The 21,760-nt window shown below is 45.0% G+C and carries 20 protein-coding genes; 14 read left to right on the top strand and 6 right to left on the bottom strand.

Annotated features, from left to right (window positions below; all coding sequences use genetic code 11):
- Window positions 1-7: 7 nt before the first annotated feature.
- Both KZ483_RS20735 and KZ483_RS20730 read left to right on the top strand, forming a co-directional pair.
- Window positions 8-2,323 carry an AraC family transcriptional regulator gene (locus KZ483_RS20735; RefSeq protein ID WP_220349445.1) on the top strand — a complete coding sequence of 772 codons (2,316 nt, stop codon included), beginning with the start codon at window positions 8-10 and terminating at the stop codon, window positions 2,321-2,323.
- A 29-nt stretch (window positions 2,324-2,352) separates the two neighbouring features.
- Window positions 2,353-3,972 (top strand): extracellular solute-binding protein, encoded by a 1,620-nt coding sequence (locus KZ483_RS20730; protein WP_220349444.1) that lies wholly within the window; start codon window positions 2,353-2,355, stop codon window positions 3,970-3,972.
- 143 nt (window positions 3,973-4,115) lie between these two features.
- On the opposite strand, the gene KZ483_RS20725 is transcribed toward KZ483_RS20730, so the two are convergent.
- Window positions 4,116-5,507 (bottom strand): SEC-C metal-binding domain-containing protein, encoded by a 1,392-nt coding sequence (locus KZ483_RS20725; protein WP_220349443.1) that lies wholly within the window; start codon window positions 5,505-5,507, stop codon window positions 4,116-4,118.
- Window positions 5,508-5,844: 337 nt separating this feature from the next.
- Between KZ483_RS20725 and KZ483_RS20720 the strand changes: the two genes are divergently transcribed.
- The 8 genes from KZ483_RS20720 to KZ483_RS20685 all read left to right on the top strand — a co-directional run bounded on the left by KZ483_RS20720 (window position 5,845) and on the right by KZ483_RS20685 (window position 13,524).
- On the top strand, window positions 5,845-5,991 hold the full coding sequence (locus KZ483_RS20720; protein ID WP_220349442.1) for a hypothetical protein: 147 nt from the start codon (window positions 5,845-5,847) through the stop codon (window positions 5,989-5,991).
- A 126-nt stretch (window positions 5,992-6,117) separates the two neighbouring features.
- Window positions 6,118-8,778, top strand: a complete 2,661-nt coding sequence (locus KZ483_RS20715) for an endo-1,4-beta-xylanase (RefSeq protein WP_220349441.1) — start codon at window positions 6,118-6,120, stop codon at window positions 8,776-8,778.
- A 217-nt stretch (window positions 8,779-8,995) separates the two neighbouring features.
- Window positions 8,996-9,424 carry an aminoglycoside phosphotransferase/kinase family protein gene (locus tag KZ483_RS20710; RefSeq protein WP_220349440.1) on the top strand — a complete coding sequence of 143 codons (429 nt, stop codon included), beginning with the start codon at window positions 8,996-8,998 and terminating at the stop codon, window positions 9,422-9,424.
- A 6-nt stretch (window positions 9,425-9,430) separates the two neighbouring features.
- On the top strand, window positions 9,431-9,970 hold the full coding sequence (locus KZ483_RS20705; RefSeq protein ID WP_220349439.1) for a phosphotransferase: 540 nt from the start codon (window positions 9,431-9,433) through the stop codon (window positions 9,968-9,970).
- A 203-nt stretch (window positions 9,971-10,173) separates the two neighbouring features.
- Entirely contained in the window at window positions 10,174-11,469 is a 1,296-nt protein-coding gene (locus KZ483_RS20700) for an aspartate aminotransferase type Ic (RefSeq protein WP_220349438.1), read from the top strand.
- An 82-nt stretch (window positions 11,470-11,551) separates the two neighbouring features.
- Window positions 11,552-11,974: a VOC family protein gene (locus KZ483_RS20695; protein WP_220353582.1), complete on the top strand. Its 423-nt coding sequence runs from the start codon at window positions 11,552-11,554 to the stop codon at window positions 11,972-11,974.
- A 264-nt stretch (window positions 11,975-12,238) separates the two neighbouring features.
- Entirely contained in the window at window positions 12,239-12,712 is a 474-nt protein-coding gene (locus KZ483_RS20690; protein WP_220349437.1) for a UPF0158 family protein, read from the top strand.
- Window positions 12,713-12,792: 80 nt separating this feature from the next.
- On the top strand, window positions 12,793-13,524 hold the full coding sequence (locus KZ483_RS20685) for an HAD family hydrolase (protein WP_258881761.1): 732 nt from the start codon (window positions 12,793-12,795) through the stop codon (window positions 13,522-13,524).
- 23 nt (window positions 13,525-13,547) lie between these two features.
- Here the strand turns inward: KZ483_RS20685 and KZ483_RS20680 are convergent, their stop codons facing one another.
- From KZ483_RS20680 to KZ483_RS20670, 3 genes are all read right to left on the bottom strand, one after another.
- Entirely contained in the window at window positions 13,548-14,126 is a 579-nt protein-coding gene (locus tag KZ483_RS20680) for a 50S ribosomal protein L25 (protein ID WP_258881354.1), read from the bottom strand.
- Between the two features lie 142 nt (window positions 14,127-14,268).
- Window positions 14,269-15,210 (bottom strand): DUF1861 family protein, encoded by a 942-nt coding sequence (locus KZ483_RS20675; protein WP_220349434.1) that lies wholly within the window; start codon window positions 15,208-15,210, stop codon window positions 14,269-14,271.
- Window positions 15,200-15,475: a helix-turn-helix domain-containing protein gene (locus KZ483_RS20670; RefSeq protein WP_220349433.1), complete on the bottom strand. Its 276-nt coding sequence runs from the start codon at window positions 15,473-15,475 to the stop codon at window positions 15,200-15,202. Before KZ483_RS20670 ends, KZ483_RS20675 begins: the two co-directional genes overlap by 11 nt.
- Window positions 15,476-15,686: 211 nt before the next feature.
- Between KZ483_RS20670 and KZ483_RS20665 the strand changes: the two genes are divergently transcribed.
- From KZ483_RS20665 to KZ483_RS20655, 3 genes are read left to right on the top strand one after another with little or no spacing between them, the layout of a single operon-like run.
- On the top strand, window positions 15,687-16,862 hold the full coding sequence (locus tag KZ483_RS20665) for a glycosyltransferase family 4 protein (protein ID WP_258881353.1): 1,176 nt from the start codon (window positions 15,687-15,689) through the stop codon (window positions 16,860-16,862).
- The gene (locus tag KZ483_RS20660) at window positions 16,862-17,965 is read left to right on the top strand and encodes a glycosyltransferase (RefSeq protein WP_220349431.1); all 1,104 of its coding nucleotides are present in this window, start codon (window positions 16,862-16,864) and stop codon (window positions 17,963-17,965) included. Before KZ483_RS20665 ends, KZ483_RS20660 begins: the two co-directional genes overlap by 1 nt.
- Window positions 17,958-19,037, top strand: a complete 1,080-nt coding sequence (locus tag KZ483_RS20655; protein ID WP_220349430.1) for a mannose-1-phosphate guanylyltransferase — start codon at window positions 17,958-17,960, stop codon at window positions 19,035-19,037. The genes KZ483_RS20660 and KZ483_RS20655 overlap by 8 nt, the downstream gene beginning before the upstream one ends.
- Window positions 19,038-19,252: 215 nt before the next feature.
- Here KZ483_RS20655 and KZ483_RS20650 read toward each other — a convergent pair whose 3' ends face one another.
- Window positions 19,253-19,726, bottom strand: coding sequence for a YhjD family protein (locus KZ483_RS20650; protein WP_220349429.1), 474 nt, complete (start codon window positions 19,724-19,726; stop codon window positions 19,253-19,255).
- Window positions 19,723-20,976, bottom strand: a complete 1,254-nt coding sequence (locus KZ483_RS20645; RefSeq protein WP_220349428.1) for a DNA polymerase IV — start codon at window positions 20,974-20,976, stop codon at window positions 19,723-19,725. Before KZ483_RS20645 ends, KZ483_RS20650 begins: the two co-directional genes overlap by 4 nt.
- A gap of 233 nt (window positions 20,977-21,209) precedes the next feature.
- Here KZ483_RS20645 and KZ483_RS20640 point away from each other — a divergent pair, with 233 nt between their 5' ends.
- Complete coding sequence (locus KZ483_RS20640; RefSeq protein ID WP_220349427.1) at window positions 21,210-21,752, top strand: DinB family protein; 543 nt, start codon at window positions 21,210-21,212, stop codon at window positions 21,750-21,752.
- Window positions 21,753-21,760: the final 8 nt, after the last annotated feature.

Genomic DNA, 21,760 nt, shown 5'->3' with positions numbered 1-21,760 from the left:
GAGAGCGATGAGAAAGTTGAACTCGGTTTTTGCCAACCTGGCTATTTCATATATTACGATCGTAGTTGTAATCGTTCTCTTGCTGTGTTCCATTTTTTATATGTATTTGCCTAGAAACTACAATGAGGAAATCAGAAACAAGAACCGGATGATATTGGAGAATACAGCCAATACAATTGAATCTGCCGTTTTTGAACGGGTAAATAAGATCTATTTGGACCTTACGTCGGAGAAAACGGCGAATTTCGATGCGAGGGATTCCTTTCGGGGACATTACAGTAAAATTATTGATATTCAGGATCTGCTTAAGCAGGAGGTTATCAATAATTCGGATCTCGTTTACGCAATCCATTTGTTTTATCCAAAGTCAAAAGTGATGATCTCATCCCTCTACGGACTGAAATACGATGTTGATGCTCGTAATGAAGCATTCCAAGCGATGGACTGGATAGACGGGATGCAAAAAAACGATAAAGCCTTTCTGTGGACCCTTCCGCGAATGGTGCCCAAAGACATCTATTCGACCGTATCCGGCAATAACACCATGCAGCCGCTGATTACTTATGCCCATAGCTACCCCTTCAATTCGACCGGTGAAGCATGCGACCTGATGATCGGTATTGATATTAAAGAATCCGCCGTCAGTCAAATCATCGGGCAGATGATGCCTGCTGACTATCACAACACCTACCTGATTGATCATAATGGAATCGTTATTTCATCAGCAGATAAAGCTGTCCTTGGGATTAGGTCCGCTCAAACGTCATATATCGAGAAAATTCTTTCGTCCGAAGCAGCGAGAAGCTTTAACGAGAAAATCGGTAATACCTCCTATGTCGTATCCGACCATAAGCTTCAATCCAATGGATGGAGAATCTACAATATTATTCAGGAAAATAACTTCTATAAGAAGTCGATTGTTTTGCAAAAGATAATTCTTATAATCTGCTTGTTCACCATCATTATAGGCATGGTTCTTTCCGGTATTTTCACGGTTGTCAGCTACCATCCTATCAAGCGATTAGTGAACAAAATCAAAGGCTCGTTCGACCATCCTTCGGAGGCCGGACATAATGAGTACAAGTTAATCGATACGGCAATTCATAAGCTGACAAGCAAGGTGAGCAGCTTGGAGGAAACGCTCCAGGCCAATAAACCGGTGATCAAGCACAATGTGGTGCTTAATATGCTCCGAAACAGCTACAATGCTGACGAGCTGGAAGAACAACTGTTATCGGTTAACATATCCATGGACTTCTCAAACTACTGCTGCATGGTGATCGACCCTGTAAGCGAAGGCTTTAAGGAGCTTGGCTCCAAAACGAATCAGTATGCCATTTACAAGTTGATCAATCAATTGGAAGCTGCCGTTTTTGAAGACACACACTTGATTGCGGAAGAACTGCCGGATAGAAAAATTGCCGTCATAGTATGTTCGAATCATCCGGACGACTCGTTGCTGGAGCATATATCCAACCTTATTTTGTCTGAAGTGAAAACTCACTTTGACTTAGATTTTAAAATAGCTCTAGGCATATGGGTGGATGAATGCACCGAGGTGCATAGAAGCTTTGCGGCTGCTCAGATCCTGATAAAATACGGCTTTTTCTTTCCTGAAACTTCGATTATTCAGGATTTCAGCCTGCTGAACCGGGAACACAGTAATCTGGAAATACCGCAATCCGTTCTTCTGAGGTTTAAAGAAAAGCTTCAAGCCAGGAGTTTTGTTGGTGTGACCACTGTGATCGACAATCTCTTGAGAGAAATGAAGGAAGGCATGTGTTCGGCAGATTACTGTCAATTTTTTTTAATGAATATGATCTCGATTTACTCCGATTTTTTAAAAAATGTGAGGTTTAAGCAATCGGGTCAATTTAAGATCGATTTATATAAGCAGTACAATTCCATTTATAATATCAACAGTTTCAAAGAATGGCTGCTTCAGTCCATTGCCGAGTGTTACAGCCATATCGAGAAGCGCAGCGACGAGCGGGCGCTTGAAAGCATAGAAGCCGTCAAAAATCATATTTGCTCGCACCTTTCGGAAGACCTTTCACTTGATGCGGTTGCGGCGAAAGTATTTTTAAGTTCAAAATACCTCAGCAAGTTTTTCAAGGAAGAAACAGGAATCGGCTATACGGATTTCGTCACACAGAAGCGGATGGATAAAGCATTGGAGCTTATGAAGAACAGCAGCCTGACCATTGACCAGATTGCGGGTGCCGTTGGATATGGTACGACAGCATACTTTATCAAAAAGTTTAAGGAAATCAATGGATGCACACCGAAGAATTATGTCCGCAGCATGTTGAAACAGGGTTAGACATTTATTTTCCATGAGAGGTCATTCCTATGAAAATTTATGTTTGTGGCCGATTATTTCTTATCCTTCTTGTGATGATCCTCGTCATAAGCGCTTGCGGAAATCAGAACGAAAAACGTAAGGATGCAGAAGGTTCTAGTAATAATGCAAAAGCTCTCGCTCAAGACAAGCAGTATAAAATCTCTTGGACGATGCACCTGAACGAAGCGGTTCCTGAGAATGCGGAGATTATTCAATATTTGGAAGAAAAGTTTAATGTGGATCTGGATATCTGGAATCTCGAAAACAATAATTACGAAGCGCTTCTAAATCTCAAACTAGCTCAAGGCGAGATCCCTGATCTTTTCCGGATCCGGCAGCCGTATGATCTGTTGAAGTATCGGAACCAAAATGTGCTAGCGGAAATCCCGAAGGACACGCTTGATAAATATGCGCCGAACCTGACCCGGTTAATTCATTCCAATGCCCCAGGGTATATGGAGTATGGCAAGATTGAAAGCAACTATTATGGGATTCCTGTTGTCAATCCAACGAATATTTACCGGGTTCCCGTGGTTTACAGGGAGGATTGGCTGAATCGGCTTGGTCTTAAGACCCCCAAAACCATAGAAGAATTCGAGAAGGTTATGTATGCATTCACGAGTAACGATCCGGATCGGAACGGCAAGAACGATACGTATGGCCTCTCGAGTGAAGGGATGAATGTCATATTTGGAGCGTTCGGACAAATGGTATTCACCGAGCAGCTTTATTTTGCAGAGAAGGATCACCGCCTTGTCATCGGGGCGCTGGAGCCGGAGATGAAGGAAGCGCTTCAATATTTGCAAAAGTGGTATAGGGACGGAGTGATTGATCCCGAATTCGTTACCGGTGAAAACAAAGGAGGCTATAAGCACCTCTCCCATGCATTCATTAATGGCAGAATCGGAATGACCTCTATGGGCAATTACTATCACTGGATTCAAGTCGGCGATTACAAGGTTTTCAATGAAAAGGGAGAAGAGGTTCCGGTAGAAGCGGCGTTCAATGCTTTGGAGCTTGCCAATAAAAACAGCCATGCACGGATCATAGTTGGACAACCCGTTACCGGGCCTGATGGAAAGAGCGGGTCAAAGGCATATGATTTGCTGATGAGTTATACCGCGATTGGTGCAAATGCTGTAAAAGAGCCGGGAAAACTGGCCAAAATTCTAGAAATTCTCGATTATGTCAGCGCTAACCCGAACCTGGAAGAAAGCATGACGATGAAATTCGGGGTGAAAGGAAAGCACTGGAAATGGGCCGGGAATTCCACGGACGATGTCGTAATACTGCCCCCGTTTGATAAGAGCGTTAATTATACCAACCAAATTGGCGCAAATATTGGAATGGCTGTCCCCGCTGTGCCTACAGACCGAAGGGAGAAATGGGCTTCTACTCTTGGGCTTGACAAACATGGCGTGTACAATGCCTTGAAGGTTTCCTTACCTTCCTTAATAAAAAACAGCCCGGAGCTTATTAAACTTCGGAACAAAGCTTATATTTCCATCATTACGGGGGATATGCCCGTCGATTATTTTGATGTTTTCGTCAAGGAGTTTATGGAAGCAGGCGGTGAACAGGTTTTGAAGGATGCGAACGACTGGTACCGAAGCCATTCGAAAGAATAATCAATGACATCCGACATACCGATTGAGACCAATTAGAGAACTTGGGAGAAGTTGATCCTGCTTCCGTGAAAATAAATAAAGCAAAAGCTCTGTCGATAACATGACTGAGCCTTTGCTTCGTTGCCTGCAATATAAATCATTCATTATACATTGGAGCCGAGCCAGCGAAGCAACTCCGGCTTGCTCTGCCAGATATGATTATGGGTCTGAGCATAGACAATGGCTTCCTGTTCGTCGCCGAATCCGATATAGTCCGGCATTTGACGCGGAATCCGTTTCTTGCCGAGCAGAAATTTAGGAACATGCGGATTCTGTTTCGCTGCTTCCTTCAACAGCCGGCTAAGCTTGAGCGTCACGCCATGCAGGCCGTACTCGATCAGTATGCGGTCATAATTGAAGCATGCCGTTCCGTCCTCGCTATAGGCCTCGATGAGCCTGGCTCCGCTCCTCCAATCCTCCGTCTCTAAATGCGCGATGAGCAGCAGCTCGCGCACGCCCTGGTTGTCCATAGGGTTAAGCTCAAGCAATTCTTTGTAATGCCTGATCGCCTCAGGGATATTTTTTAATTCAAAGCATGCTTCCGCATAGCCTTTCTTCGCTCTCATAAAGGGGCGGGAGGGTGTGAACCCCCAGAAATGGCCTTTGTTCTCCCGAAAGAATTCTTCACCCAAATCGCGTTCCCCGGCCAGCATCCCCTGTTTGTAGTAGTAAGCCATTTCCTTCATACTCGATGCCCCGCTTTCGGCAAGAATATTATAGGCGTCGGCACTGTCCGGGTAAAGAAGGAGTGCATCCTTGGCCATTTGAGCCCGTTTGCCGGCATTAGGCTCATCCCATGCATTATAAAGAAGTTCTTGGGCCTGCTCTTTCTTGGAGCGAGCACGTTTTCTGCTGCCCTGATTCGTACCAAGGTCGATCTGTTGAATAAAAGCATTTGCTTCTTCGATCGAGGAAAATTGATGAGTCTGCATAAGCTCTGCAATTTGCTGTATTTTACGTTCCATGTTCATCCGACTTCCAGAAGCTGCAGGAACCGTTATTGGAGTGCCGTTTTCCCTTTCCGCCGGCGGGCCATGCTGCTCGATGAATGTCATGATGTGCTGAACACGCTGGGAAATCGATCCAGCGGATATCCCATATTTTTCAGCCAGCGAGGCTTGGGTCACAGAGTGCCCGTAAAATTGACAGATGCAATATTCCACAGCGGCCGGGAAGACGCCCGCTTTCTTTATTACGGGCATTTCCATTCCGGAAAATTCGTTCCAAAGTCGGACGGCTGCAACGACTTCAATGTCGGGATACTTGCCGCTCATTTGATTAACGAGATGTCCGGCGATAAGTTGATAAAGCGAATTGGCCCATATCAGTTCTTCTTTAATTAGTTGTTCAAAGGATATGCGTGCCTGGGCGGTTCCGGGATTATTTGGCGTAATTCGAGTCACTTTGCCGGCCTCGTCTTTATCCAGACAACAGCGTTTGTATTTGTTGCCGCTGCCGCAATGGCAGGGGTCGTTCCTTCCCAGTTTTTTTAACATTTCGTTGCTATTCCTCCTTCAATAAGCTCTTGAGACATTATACCGCATTTTAAATAGTGCCGCAGTGGGGAGGATCCGGAATTTATTCCGATAGCGCTTACAAGCTAACGGTGCTGAGTGGTCCCGAGCGTCCGTCAGCGAACAAGTCCTAAGTTTTAGGGGATATAAACCTATAGTTTGAGAATGGAAAACGTTTACAATCCGAGTATCATAGAGGGGAGGGACAGCTGCTGTATCACAAGATGTACGATCTCCTGAGCCCGAAGAGTACGCTCGACCGTCAACTTCAAGGCGCCCTCGTTTGACAAGAATGAACATCAGAAAGGAGATCTGTTTAGTGAAGAAAACAGTAAGCCTGGTCCTGATCGTTTCCTTTATCCCTACTGGAGATTCCATTCATGCGGGATTGGATGAAGCGTATAAAATACGCAAACAACTTTTGCGAATTCCCCGGCTTTTATATGGACCAGGGTTGGAAGTCTAATCATTGTCACGATCAGTCCAATCATTCCGTTCACAATAGGTGCCCGGAACTTGAAGCAAAGCAGCCCCAAGCAGGGGCGGTTTAATATGGAACTTGATGAACATTTTTAAGGGAGAGGTGTTATAGATGAAGATAAAGGGATTCAAACGCAAAGGTTCGATCTTGATGGCTATTATCCTTGCCATGCTGTCTTTGACGTTCGGCCAACTGCCGAAACGGGCGAGTGCGGAAGCAGTCCTTCCGGGCGCAATCGCGACTGACTTTGAAGATGGTACGGTTCAAGGCTGGTACGGTCGCGGCGGCTCGGAGATTCTGACGGCGGCAGCCCCGGCGGCGCACACGGGAGCATACGGTCTTCAGGTCGAGGGAAGAACGCAGGGATGGCACGGCCCGCAGCTCGATGTGACGCCGATTATGGAAGCCGGCAAGACGTATTCGATATCAGCCTGGCTGCGCTTGTCCGCAGGGTCGGCCAACACCTCTGTATCGATGACGATCCAGCGGACGGCAGGAGGTTCCACTTATTACGAGGGTGTCGCCTCCGGACAGGCAGCCGCCGGCGGTTGGGTGAAGCTGACGGGCGAATACAAGCTTCTCGAGTCGTCCGAGAAGGTCTCCGTTTATTTCGAATCGTTCGCGAATCCGACGCTCGCTTTTTATGTGGACGATTTTCTCATTCAGCGCAGTCCTGATCCGGTGCCGATCGAAATCCAAAAGGACATTCCGTCGCTTAAGGATGTGTTTGCGGGCGACTTTAAACTAGGATCGGCGTTCCTCGTATCGGAAATCGCCGATCCGGACGGACCGGACGCGCAGCTGCTCAAGAAGCATTTCAACAGCTTGACGGCGGGCAACGAGCTGAAGTGGGACGCCACCGAGCCTCAGGAGGGGCAGTTCAACTTTACGCGCGCGGATAAAGCTTTCCATTTTGCCGTCGACAATGGCATTGACTTTCGCGGCCATACGCTCGTTTGGCACAGCCAGACGCCGGACTGGGTATTTCACGACGCAAACGGCAGCCTCGCAAGCAAGGAACTGCTGCTGCAGCGGCTGAAGCGACATATTGACACGGTGGTTGAACGGTACAAGGGCAGTATTTACGCGTGGGACGTCGTTAATGAAGTTATCGACCCTTCACAGCCGGGCGGCATGCGGGGCAGCCTGTGGTATCAGATCGCCGGAGAAGAATATATCGAGAAGGCGTTCGAATATGCGCATGCAGCGGATCCGGCTGCCAAGCTTTACATCAACGATTACAACACGCACGAGCCGCTTAAGCGGCAATTTTTGCACGATTTGATCAAGCGTCTGAAGGATAAGGGTATTCCAGTGGACGGCGTCGGCCACCAAATGCATATCGATATTCAAAATCCGTCGGTGCAGGAAATTGATGCGACGATCCGCACTTTCACCGATCTCGCCGTCGAGCAGCAGATTACCGAGATGGATATGAGCAGTTATACGAACGGTACGGATTCCTGGAGTTCGTTCCCGGTCGACCTGCAGATTAGGCAGGCTCACCGCTACAAGGAAATTTTCGACGTGTTCAAAAAGTATAAGGACCAAATTACCGCCGTCATTTTCTGGGGCAAGGACGATGGAAACAGTTGGCTCCGCACGTTCCCTGTCACGCGCAATAACTGGCCTCTGCTGTTCGATGAGCGGCTCCAGGCGAAATATGCGTATTGGGGACTCGTCGACCCTGGCAAGGTACCGGTCGAAATCAAGCATGCGGCAGCCGCCGCCGGCAGCGCGAATGTCGACGGCACGCTGGAAGAGGACTGGGGCCGGATAGCGCCCGTGCCCGTACTGAAGGCCGGCGAATCCGCCGCCGAATTTAGAACGCTGTGGGATGCGGATCACCTGTATGTATCGGTCGACGTGTTCGACACGACGGTGAACGGTAACGATGCGGTGGAGGTTTACATCGACGGGAACAACGGCAAAACGACCGCTTACGAGGCGGACGACAAGAAATATACGTTCCGGCGCTCCGGCGCGAACCCGCATGAGCCAGCGGATTATAAGGCGGTCAAGATCGAAGGCGGATACCGCATCGAAGCCGCGATTCCGATTGACGGCGGGGAGCTAGGATTCGATGTGCGGCTTGTCGACCGTTCGGGAGACGTTGAGACGAAGACGTCGTGGAACGATACGACCGGCTCGCAGGATACCGACACCTCCAAGTTCGGCGTGCTGATGCTGGTCGAAGGGCCTCGAATTACAACGGCCGTTGAGGGAACGCCTGTCATCGACGGCAGCATCGATGCGGTGTGGAACGGAGCGAATGCAGTCGCAACCGACCGTTGGGTCATCGGATCGAGCGGCTCGACGGCGAAGGTCCGGACGCTGTGGGACGACGGGCGCTTGTACGTGTTGGCCGAGGTAACTGACGCGCTGCTGTCGAAACGGAGCGCCAATGCTTGGGAGCAGGATTCGGTGGAAATTTTCATTGACTCGAATAATGCCAAGACCGGCTTTTTCGAACCGGACGACGGGCAGTATCGGATCAACTTCGATAACGAACGGACTGTCAATCCGGCGTCTCTGAGCGGGAATCTGATCTCCGCTGTTCAGTTGACGGCTGCTGGCTACGTGGTGGAAGCGTCCATCGCCTGGACCGGAACGCCGCAAGCTGGCGATACGATTGGATTCGACCTCCAGGTCAATAATGACGAGGACGGAGACGGAGACCGTGACAGCGTCGCGATATGGAACGATATATCCGGTCAGTCATATCAGAATACTTCCGGATACGGACTATTGAAGCTGGCGGAAGCGGAGTAGAAAGGCGAGGGTGGCGTTAAAACTCGGCCATGGGGTTGGTTGACATATGGACCGCTTGCTTGCTCATATGCAGGCAAGCGGCTTTTTCTGCTGTACCTAGGCATGATAAATCAGGAAGAAAAACGGATCATTTAAATATAGTTATTTATTCCAACAAAATACAACGAGCAACTGTTACAATATATAAGAAGTTCCGGACCGGAAGGAGAGAAGTGTTGTGATAATTGAAGCTCAGAAAGTATTGTTGCACTATTCGTTCATCGAGCCGATCATTGAATTCATTAGACATAATGAAAATATTACATTTAGAGTGACAAACAAGCCTGATAACAGGAAGTACTTGTTACGTATACATAAACCAATATCTGACGGGCTTTCAGGCTTACAACATACCCGGGATGGATTGCAGTCAGAAATGGTTTTTCTTCGAGAAATAGATCAAAAAAACATACTGAAAATTCAGAGGCCTGTTGTAAATCAAGAAGGTGAATTGGTTACTGAATATATTTCTGATCAATATGGCGCCAGTTTTGCAACTCTTCTAGAATGGATCGAAGGCTCCACTCTTACCCTAAATGAAGACAGCATAGATCAAATTATATATAGATTAGGAGAAAATGTCGCCCGGTTACATGGATTATCATAAACTCTAATGCCATTGGAGTTGCATAGACCAGTCTACAATGCCAATAGGATCGATGAAGCGTTAACAGAACTTCGACAGGCCACAAACAATGCTGTCCTCAATCAGGAGGATTATGATGTTATTAATAGCGTTCTATCCATAGTCAAAGAACAGTTAGCAGAACTGGACTCTAGGAAAAACTCATGGGGATACATTCATGCTGATTTTCAATTGGGTAATGTCATTGTTTCTGAACAAAATCCTTCCTTAATCGATTATTGCTTATTTGGTTACGGATACTATTTGTTTGATTTGGGCAGTGCTTTTTCAATGCTGAAAAGTGAATTGAGAAAAACGTTTTTGGATGGTTATGCTTCTAAAACAAGCTTTTCGTTTGATGAGATTCGGTACATTGAAGGACAAATATTTATGGATATTTTCATTAGTTATGTATTTTTTATTAACGATTCTGAGAGGAACGGCTGGATAAAAGAGCACGCTTCAAAAATATGCAACACGCTTTGTCGGGATTTTCTTGAAGGGAAAGAGGTATATTATTCGTTTTAGAGACGGTGCTGATAGCCCACGTCGCTAACGCGGAATGAATCAGTCATCCGCCATCCATACATTAATTTGATTTATATCTGATATCACAAATGTTAATTTTATTTATATTATTGCCCTCGTTATAATTAGCTGTAGTTAAGCTTTAACGGGCTGGCTAATGCCATCAATGTCAATAATCTTTTCTCTGACGGGAGAGCTGGTGCATGGGGAATAAAACTGATTTTTTGAACATGAATATAGCTGAATTAAACAAACATTATGTGTCTCTTAAAGAAAGGTATGCTGAGTATAAGAATCAGACAATGAAATTGGACATGTCCAGAGGAAAACCTTGTCCTGAACAGCTTGAACTTTCCAAAAGCATGCTTGATATAGTCACATCCAGTGACAGCTTAAAGGCCATTGACGGATCGGATTGTCTTAATTATGGTGGTGTTGATGGGATACCCGAAGCTAAGGAGTTATTTTCACAAATACTTGGAGTTAGTTCAAATGAAATCATAATTGGGGGGAACTCAAGTCTTACTCTGATGCACGATACTGTAAGCAGAGCGATGCTTCACGGTGTTTATGGCAGCGAACTGCCTTGGGGAAAACATTCGACTGTTAAATTCTTATGCCCAAGTCCGGGTTACGACAGACATTTTGCTATATGTGAACTATCAAATATTGAGATGATCGCAGTGGATATGCTTAATGATGGGCCGGATATGGATGCAGTTGAAAAGCTTGTTAGTCAAGATGATACGATTAAAGGAATATGGTGCGTTCCAAAATATAGCAATCCTGATGGAATCACTTATTCGGATCAGACTGTTGACCGACTTGCCAATATGCAGACGAAGGAAAGGGATTTTAGAGTTTTTTGGGATGATGCGTATACTGTACACCATTTGACTGACAAACCCGATCATTTGAAAAATATCCTAAGTGCATGTAAAGAGGCCGGAAATCCTGACCGTGTTTTTATATTTACTTCTACTTCCAAGGTTACTTTTCCTGGAGCCGGTGTTGCTGCTATGGCGGCAAGTGTTGAAAACATAAATTATATTAGGAAACAGATTGCTGTCCAGACAATTGGTCCCGATAAAATTAACCAGCTAAGGCATTTCCGATTTCTGAAGGATATTGATCATTTACGAAGTCATATGGAAAAACATGCAGCTATTATTAGACCCAAATTTGAGATGGTCCTAAATAAATTAGATTCAGAGCTGGGCGGGAAGAATATTGCAACCTGGAACAAACCAAATGGAGGATACTTCATTAGTCTGAATACATTGGACAGTTGTGCCAAGATCGTTGTAAAAATGGCAGCCGATGCCGGTGTAACATTGACTCCGGCCGGAGCGACTTTTCCTTACGGCAAGGACCTGCGCGACCGTAATATACGCATAGCCCCTACCTTTCCATCTTTGAAAGAACTAGAGAAATCAATCGAGATATTATGTGTTTGTATCCAATTGGCAAGTATCAATAAAATTCTAGCAGAAAGATAGCTGTTTCAATACAACATAGCAATCTAAAAGAAATCAAAGCATTATTTATAAGCTATGATTGAAAAAAAAGGAGTTGATCATGATGACAGTAAAACTTACCCCTTATCTAAACATGGAAGGGAACGCAAGGGAAGCTATTCAGTTTTATGAACAAGCAATAGATGCCGAAGTCCTCACAATAAGTACTTACGGAGACATGCCGGAAATGCCTGATACTTTCACTGATGATTTAATGAATCTTGTGGCACACGCAAAGTTACGAGTTGGCGAATCGGAACTCATGTTTTCGGATGCTCCAACTGGTTCGTCTATTCCAAAGGGCAAACAGGTCACAATTTGCATTTCAACTAACAGCCTGGAAAAATCCAAACGTTTTTTTGAAGCCCTACGGCAAGACGGTCAAGTTAATATGCCCTTTGAAGAGACCCCTTTTAGCCCAGGTTTTGGTGATGTAACTGACAAATTCGGTGTGACCTTTCAAATTTATACTGAAATCCAAAGTTAAAAGCATAAAGGATAACTTGCGTCCCTGTTCGACGAATGAAAATTCCCGCAATACGCTGCATTATGATGTTTGGTGTGAAATCGTATAATAGTGCAATAATATCTTGAGGCTACCGAATCGTTCGGTGGCTTTATTGCATTTTGTGGCCCGAAATTGCTCAGTAAGTGAGACGCGGCCGATTCGGCAAATAGAAAGTAGGCAGTAAGGCAGCTTTAATGTATCATTGAGTAAAATGTTACTCTAAAGAAAGGAAGGATGATGAGGATGAATGTCATACCTGTTAAGATTGATGAGCTAATTGATGAACTCGAGGTTCAAATTGATGATACTTTTACATATATAAATACTCGAACAGCAGAAGTTATTACATTAACTCGTGAAGAAATAAGGGCGGCGGAAGATGAAATACCACTCGAGAAATTTCCGGAATGGCAGAGGGGAAATATAAAGCAAGCAATAAGCATTATGGAGGATGAGGATGGGATCTATGTCGATTATACATTAAGAAACGAATACAACGAGTATGAAATCATGGAAGAATTCATAGGGACAATCGATAATCAATTAATTAGGGACGAACTGTATGAATCCATTCAAGGAAGGGGAGCCTTTCGGAGATTTAAAGATGGGATAATTGAACATGATATCGATAGACAATGGTATAAGTACAAAGAAAACAAGATAAGAGAATTAGTAAGAGAATGGTGTAAGGATAATGATATTGAAATACAGGAGTAGTTCATTCTTTCTAATGTAAAATGTTGAAAAGGCAGCCAGCTGAACGGCTTGGTTAACATCTCAAAGGTGGGTGAACGGACATTCGTTATAAATTAGTTGCCTTAGACCTTGATGGCACACTGTTGAATAGTCAGAGTCAGTTATCTGCAAAACACATTGAAGCAGTTAAAAAGGCACAGGACGCCGGGATTCAGGTCGTGATTGCGACTGGACGATATTACATGCAGACAGAACGAATTATCCAAGCTCTTGATTTTCAAGGAATTTTAGTTTCAAACGATGGAGCTGTTACGATTAATAATCGGACGAAAGAAATCGTACACGAGCATTCATTTACCATCGAAGAAATTTCGCCGTTAATTAGCTTCTGCCGACAAAATGATATCCATTTCTCTTTGACAACAGCTTTCAATCATTACGTAGAGTTAATGAGTCCCTATCAGGTGGATAAATGCAAACAGTATGAGATTCGTTACACAATCCATCATGATGTTATGCAATTAAAGGAGAACGTAATGAAACTCACTATTGATGATGAGAACCGAGTTAACGGTTGGCAAAATATGACCTTACCATCGAAAATCAAAATAAGAGCGAACGCCGAATTTTTCAAAGAGTACGTTCACCATCAGACCAGTAAGACCAATGGTCTGAGAAAAATCCTCGAATTGTATGGAATCAATCCGTCCGAGATGATTGCGATTGGTGATTTTTATAATGATTTAGACATGATTGAATATGCCGGACTAGGAATTGCAATGGGAAATGCACCTGAAGAAGTCCGATTCATTTCCAATCCTTTTTATGCATAGTCCTGTCTTGTCTGTTTCTTGGGTCAGGCAGTTTCAGACGATTCCAGCGCTTCCTCATGAACGGTCTTGATCTGGATCATGACCGAATTCGGGTCAGACAGTACTTCGATTCCGTCCCGGAAGACCAGATCGGAAACGAGTAGTTGATCGCCGATTGCAAGTCCGCTCACATCGACTTCCATGGAAGAGGGCAGATGATCTGGCATGCATTGAACCTCGACTTCATACATCTCCACCTGAAGGACTCCGCCTGCTTTCACACCGGTTGGTTCACCGTAAAAATGAATCTTGACCATGCTGTTCATGCTTTCGTTCATGTTCACATGGTGAAAGTCAATATGAACCAGCTTGCCGGTCAACGTTTCCCGTTGCACGTTTTGAATTAGTACCGGAAGAACACCCGAACCCGGTATCGCAGCCTGCAGAATGGCTCGCGGATTTTTTCTAAGCACTTCCAGTACTTCTTTCTCATTCACTTCGACTGAAACCGTTGTTTTTCCTATCCCATATAACACAGCCGGAATTCGTCCCAACTTTCTTCCTTGCTTCATAATGGACTTTGATGTGCCGGCTCGTTCGCTTAATTGAATGGTTTTACTCATAATTTTGATTCCTGCTCTCTTTTGACCATAATTTCTTGTCAATTAAGATCATACCACGACCATAAGATCTTGTCAAATTGAGAGCAAGAACATTAAATTTTTTATTCTATCAGCCAGATAGACTTTTTTCAGGATTTTAACACTATTCATACTCTATAAAAGGATCCGGAATCTCAATTCGATAAGCTTCGGCGTCACTAACCCCTACTGAAAGCATTGCCCGGCCATTATTTAACCGTATAAGCCCGCCGCTGAATATTACATCTTCAAGGTCAGGCCGTTTCTCGGGTCCTTCCGGAAAATCGCTTCTCGCCGCTATGATTTTAATGGGCGTTTTCTCACATGTCTCGGGATTTATTGAAAAAACCATAGAGTAGTAATGCTTATTCTTTTGGTTATCGAAACAAGCGATATGTCCCAGGACACCAACAAGACCATTTTTCAATAAATGCGCCTCGTTCGCGCCTCCCCATTCTTCAGCGACAAATTGGTCTTGAATTATATCCGCATCGATAAAGGTTTGTTCATCAAGCTCCTCCAAAGAACGGATAATTGTAAATCCAATTTGCCCTCTTCCGCCCCTAATTCCTTGCGGTCTGGTAAAAACACCGATTCTGCCGTCGGCTAGTTCAATTAATCGAATATCCTTCATTGTGCCGGGACCGGAGGAGAAGTGACATAGAGAATCGATACTGAGCCCCCGGTAAAATTGAGTAACCCAAGAAACGATTTTATTGGAATTATCGGCTGCAGTGATGACTTCAACACCACCAAAAATCAGCTCTCCCTTAATCATGGTTATGAAAGGATCCTGCAAATTATAGGTGTGTGTATGCACTCTCGGATTCCAAACTTCGTCTGTTTGCGTAAAGAAGAACACTTGCGAAAACTCACTGTCGCGTTCCTCAACCCTTCCCACGATAACTTCTTCCCCATCATAGTTGAAAGGCGCAGTTATATTATAAACATCACGTTTGCCGACACCCGAGAACATTAACTTTTCCACTTTAGCTGCTCGAGGAGCAGCACGAAATTTAACCAGCAGTTGTTCGCAAGTCTCAGCCTCTGTTCCTTCAACTATCATTCTTGTCCCCCTGATGCTCATTCGATTCATATGTGGTACATTCACTTCGTTCAATCTCATCGATTACAATGAGCTGCCCAGGCTGTACCTTAAAATATATACAGAGCTTAAGAAGCAGATCTCGCGGATACTGAACCATCTCATCCTTATACATTCTTCGAATGGAATCAAAGTGATAATTAACATCTTTGGCAAGTTTACGGATTGATAAACCAGGATCATGGTTTTCCATGACCTCTTTCAAGTTGCTTCGTATGGCTGACATTTCCAGCACCTCCTACAACAATATATATCGATCAATGTGGAGAGTCAATAATTTGACAAGAAAAAATGGTCATGGTAAACTGTGATCATGGAAAGATATAGAATATTTTTTAGAAAATTGAACAGCGGTTGATTTATTTCAGAAAATAAAGGTCTCTTTATTTTCTTTTTTTATTCCCAAATAATATGAAACGTTAATGGGAGGTACTAACTTGAAGAATACCAGCAGTAATCGGAATATCGTCTTTTTAGGAACCAGCCTGCCAAGAGAATGTGGCATTGCCACATTCACACAAGACTTATTGGATCAATTCGCTCAGAAACAAGGCTTTAACATACCTCGCATTATTGCGGTAAACAACAAGGAGTCGTACAACTATCAGGAGCAAGTTGTGATGCAAATCGATCAACAGAGGTTGTCGGATTATTTGGATGCTGCCGATCATCTGAATCTCTCAAGCGTTAACCTCCTCGTTATCCAGCATGAATTCGGGATTTATGGTGGTGAAAGCGGCGAATTTCTTATTCCCTTTGTCGAGAGATTGAAAATCCCGTATGTTGTCATCTTTCACACCGTATTAACAAAGCCCAGCCCTAAACAGCGCCATATAATGAACCGGATTGCAGAATTAAGCGTTAAAGTCGTAACAATGAGTCAGTCTACCGTAATAGACCTGAATTCAATTTATGGAATAGATATAAACAAAATCACGTTCATTCATCATGGCGTACCATTTGTTAGAACGAAGTCAAGAACAAAGCTTAAAGAAGAATATGGATTTGCAGACCGGAGGATCCTTTCAACCTTCGGTTTTTTAAGTCCGGGTAAAGGAATTGAATACGGCATAGAGGCAATGCGGGGAGTTGTAGAACAGCACCCGGACTCACTATATATCATATGGGGAAAGACACATCCCGTAGTCAAACGGGAAACAGGTGAAGTGTATAGACAGAAGCTGACGGAACTTATAAGAAAATTCGGTTTGGCTGATAACATTCTATTTGTCGATAAACTGTTATCTCAGGAAGAAGTAATTGAATCCCTTGTTATGTCCGACATTTACATGACCCCTTATTTGGGAAAGGATCAAGCGGTTAGCGGAACCTTGGCTTACGGTATCGGTTATGGAAGAGTCATTGTTTCGACTCCTTACCGTTATGCAGAGGAAATGCTCGCAGGCGGCAGAGGCTTGCTTGCGGATTTCCGTAACTCTTCCTCTTTGGAAGCATGCATACTTAAGCTGCTTGGGAACCCGTCACTGGTCAAGGAAATGGAAGCTCGAACACTCGCCCTTGGGCAAACAATGATGTGGGGCGAAATCGCCAAACGGTATGCAGCTGTCTTTCATGAAAGCATAGATCATTTATCGAAGAGGAGTGTGATTTAATGAAGGTGCAAACCATTGCTCACTTACAGACCGATTATATGCACAGGCTTACAGATGATACAGGAATCTTTCAGCATACTAAATTCGGTGTTCCCGATCGTACGAGAGGATATACGACAGACGATAATGCACGGGCATTAATTGCCGCTGTGCTAATGTACAGCACCGGTAGAAATTCACAAGCGCTGGGCCTTATACAAACTTACACTTCGTTCATCTATCACTCTCAGAATCCGGATGGAAGCTTTAGAAATTTCATGGATTATAACCGTCTTTTTTTAGAAGATAGAGGCTCCGAAGATTGTCAAGGACGCACCCTTTGGGCACTCGGCTTTACGCTCTCTCATTCTATCGTACCGGACAACTTACAAAACACCTGCCGCTACATGATTAATCAGGCAATTCCGCAGGTACAAGCGCTGGGCTCTCCGCGAGCACAAGCCTATGCAATTGTAGGGCTGAGCTTCCTGCTGGAAACCCCACATGCGTTAGCCTACTCGTTTCCGTATCCACATATTGAAAGCAGTAAGGAATCGGCGGAATTTCTGCCGCGGAACACCATCTCGAGCTTAATAGATCATATGGCTTCACGTTTGCAAAACCAATATATTCGGAATAAAAGCGGCGGCTGGAATTGGTTTGAGGACAGCTTGACCTACGGCAATGCAATGCTTCCTTGGGCGTTATTCAAAGCCGCCCGTATTTCAGGCAGAGACGAACTGAAGAAGGCCGCAAAGGAAAGCCTTGATTTTCTGATATCGAAGACCTTTTCCCCGGAAGGTTATTTCAAGCCTATCGGCAGTCATGGCTGGCAGCTTCGCGGTGGCGACGCCGCGCTTTATGATGAGCAGCCCATAGAAGCATGCGAAATGCTGCTGGCCTGTAAGGAGGCTTATACCGTACTCGAAGATCCCACCTATCTGAAACGGGCAGCTCTGTGTTACGAATGGTATTTAGGCCATAATTCGTTGAATCTCTCTTTGATAGATCCGCAAACCGGCGGCTGCTATGATGGCATTCATTCGACAGGCTTGAACCTGAACCAAGGCTCGGAGAGTATAATTTCTTACTCTATTGCCCGACTGGTCATGCATCATGAATAAATTCGCAACTATACTTGCAGGCGGGGGCGGTACTCGGTTCTGGCCGCTATCCAGAGAGGAAACACCGAAGCAGCTTCTTAATATTAGCGGTAACGATATTATGTTAAATGATACCATCGAGAGGTTCAAAGGGATCATCCCTCAAGAAAATACGGTAATCGTTACGAATCGGTCGCAAGCCGCATTGCTTGAGAGTATCATGCACAGAAGTGTCTTGAAAGGTAACATATTGATCGAACCCGTAGCTCGAAACACCGCTGCAAGCATTCTTTTTGCGGCCTTCTTTATTGAAAAATTACACGGCGATTCCTTGATGGTTGTACTGCCATCCGATCATTACATTACCGATGAGAACCAATTCCGGCAAACGCTGAACGAAGCCTGTACGGCGGCAATGGATACAGACAAGATCGTAACCATCGGAATCAAACCGACGTTTCCTTCTACAGGCTATGGATATATTTCCTATGATAATGTGCCATATACGACAAGTCCTTGTCCCATCTATGAAGTAGATGAGTTTGTAGAAAAACCAAATTTTCAAAAAGCGCAAGCTTATTTATCCTCCGGACATTATTTGTGGAACAGCGGTATATTTATTTGGAAAACGTCTGTCATCATCGAAAACTTCAAACGTTATCTGCCCAGACTTTATAAAACGATGCTTCCGCTCAGAGATCACCTGGGAACCGAATCGGAAGAGGATATGATAAATAAGATTTATCCGATGCTGCAATATATTTCTATTGACTACGGGATACTTGAACGCTGCGATGAAGTCGTTGTCCTGCCTGGTAATTTTGGCTGGAATGATATCGGCAGCTGGGATGCTCTTGGAGCGATTTTCCCTCCGGATGAGTCAGGTAATATTGTAAAAGCGAATTACATGGGCATCGATACGCGAAATTCGATCATATATGGAAACGGCAGACTGATTACAACAATAGGCATAGACGGTTTAATCATCGCGGACACAGGGGATGCATTATTGATCTGTCCCAAATATAAAGCACAGTCTGTCAAGGAGATCGTCGATATGCTAAAGGAAAAAGGGATGATCGAATATGTATAGAGAAATGGTTCTGTTTCCGAAACGGTCGGAAGACAAGAGCTTATATAATACGAAGCTGCCGCTGAAATTGTCGGCAGCCTTCGTTCGTTAACGGGTAGGATAACGCATTACAAGCGCGCGCTCATAAAATAACTTGCTCCCAATTTTTGTTCAGTTAAGTACCATGTTTATGGTGAAATTGCGGAGTGGAGGGAATTCGAAATAATTGTCACGGGTCACTTCATCTCCTTTGCCTTCAACCGCGCAAGCAGCTCCGCGATATACTTCGTCAGCTGGACGCTGATTTCCGAGCGCATAACATCCCGGGTCATCCCGAATTTCTCCTCGTAACCGCGGCAGAAGCAGCGATGATAAACAACCATCTCCTCCTGTTCATCGGCCACCACTCGGATATTTCTTTTCCTCAGCTCGCCGCGCAGCTTATAAAAATCCTCCGAAATCATCAACAATACTTTGCTCCCGGCAGCGAAATAAAGACGTTTTAAAATGTTGTTCGAATTTTCAACGTCGGAGATGCTGCGTTGAATCATCTTCTCCATATGCGGCAGAAGGATATAGTCACGTACCATAATACGTTCCTCAGTCGTCATAACTTTCCGAGCAGTATCAGGCTTCGAATTGTACTGTTCCGCATGCTCCGTCAGCAGCATTTTCGTCTTCCAGCGTTCATTCCCGTCCAATTTGCTCATTTAAAGTGGCCTCCAATTTGCTCCGCTCTCTCTCGCGCTACTCCCGCCTCCAGCAAGGATGAAGCTCGCATAACAGCATTGGTTCCGAACCTTCGTTTAATCTCGTCTATCGCGCTTTCTTTGCGATACACGCGGGACCGGTCTTCGAATAGAGTCAACTGAATGACGTTATCCTCCGATAGCTGAGACAAGGTGACGCTAAGATGGCTGATCGGCATTCCGCTCCAATGCTTCGTGAAGAGTTTAAGCGCGGCCGCCGCGACTTCGTGCGTTAAGGATGTCGGTTGATGCAGCGTCATTTGTCGGCTGAATCCCGCCGACCGTTCCCCGTCCGTTTCCCCAGCGCCAACCGATACGACTCGGCCTTGATAACCGTAGCCGCGCGCACGCTGACAAACTTCAACGACGAGTTCTAATAACACGACTTCAATATCCTTAAGCTTTGTATATAACCGCCATCGCAACGTTTTTCCATGACTGATATTTTTTATCTGAGACCGAATACCGGTTACGACAGGCGAAGGATCGATACCGCGTGCAGTCTGCCAGTAGTAGCCCGCTTGTATATCGCTCTGACGCCCCATCCGCCGCCGCATCTTCGCTTTGAAATCACCGAAATCAAGCCGCGCGATGTCTCCGATTGTGCTGAGGCCCATCCGCAAAAAATGATTGGTCATCCGGCTGGCGACCATAAACATTTGGTGTACGGGCAGCGGCCAAAGCACCGCCTCGATATTGTCCTGATTAAGCTCGAAAATGCCGTCGGGCCGCTTTTTGGCGAAGTTGTCCGTCGCCATTTTCGCTAATATCTTCGTCGGTCCAATCCCAACGCGCGACCATACGCCTGTCGAGATTAATACACGCTCTTGTATCTGTCGCGCGATTTCGCGAGGTGAACCGAAGTATTTAACGGAGCCGGTTACATCGAGAAACTGCTCATCGATCGAATATGGCTCGACCTGGTCAGTAAATGACGCGAAGATTTCAGAGATAAACAGCGAAATGCTTATATACGTTTGCATGCGCGGACGCACGACGATAAGATCCGGACACTTATCGAGCGCCTCCCCTACACGTGAGGCCGTAGTAACACCGTTAGCCTTCGCGATTGGACAGGCGGCAAGAATGATACCGCCCTTTCTTTCCGGGTCGCCGACGGCTATCGGCTTATCGCGCAGGTCCGGCCGCCCCGCTTTTTCAACAGAAGCGTAAAACGATTGACCGTCAACGAGAAAAATCGTCCGCTCCATTCTGTTCACCCCTTCAATACGAACGTTAGTTCGTGATTATTATATGACGAGAATGCGCGTTCGTATACAGGTAAATTTTTTCCTGTGCAAATCGGGCTCAAATCGTACTATGATCTGGCAGAGGGACAAGTCAGCGTATGCTATTAATTGGGGGAAGTATTATCATTGGATTAAACATCATGTAAACTAATATTAAATGTGAACAATAATATAGCGAGGGAGGATGAGCTAGGATGCTTTATGATTTGCGGGGTGAGGCAGATATGTCACCTATTGTGGGAATATTATATTCCGCCGTGGAAGAGAACAGCCAACGACTGCAATTAATCACTGATGGCATGTCGCAGGAAGAAGTAGATTACAAGGGTCCAAACAACAGCTTTAATAGCACCGCTCAGTTAATAAAACATATCATGTATGTTGATCTTAATTGGGTATATAGAATCAAAGGACAACCGCTTCCTCATTCTTTAATAGAGCAATATGGACCCATGATAGATGCAAATAATAGGCTTCCGATGGTCAAAGGGAAGTCTTTGAACACACTTATGTCGGAATATGAAGGTGTAGTAAAAATGTTGAAGGACGCATGTACACAATTAACAGATGCCGATCTGGATAAAGTCGTCACCTTTGGACATGAAAATGAAAAGCAAGCAACCATACGCTGGGGACTATGGCACATGGCTGACCATAGCCGCTATCATCAGGCCCAAATTAATCAGCTTAGAAAGTGGTATCACGAGTTTATAAGTAAAGAAGCTGACTTCGGTTGACACTCCGA

The sequence above is a fragment of the Paenibacillus sp. sptzw28 genome, assembly GCF_019550795.1.
GTDB lineage: Bacteria > Bacillota > Bacilli > Paenibacillales > Paenibacillaceae > Paenibacillus_Z.
Note: the sequence above shows the minus strand (reverse complement) of the source record. Positions and strands in the feature narration are given on the sequence as shown.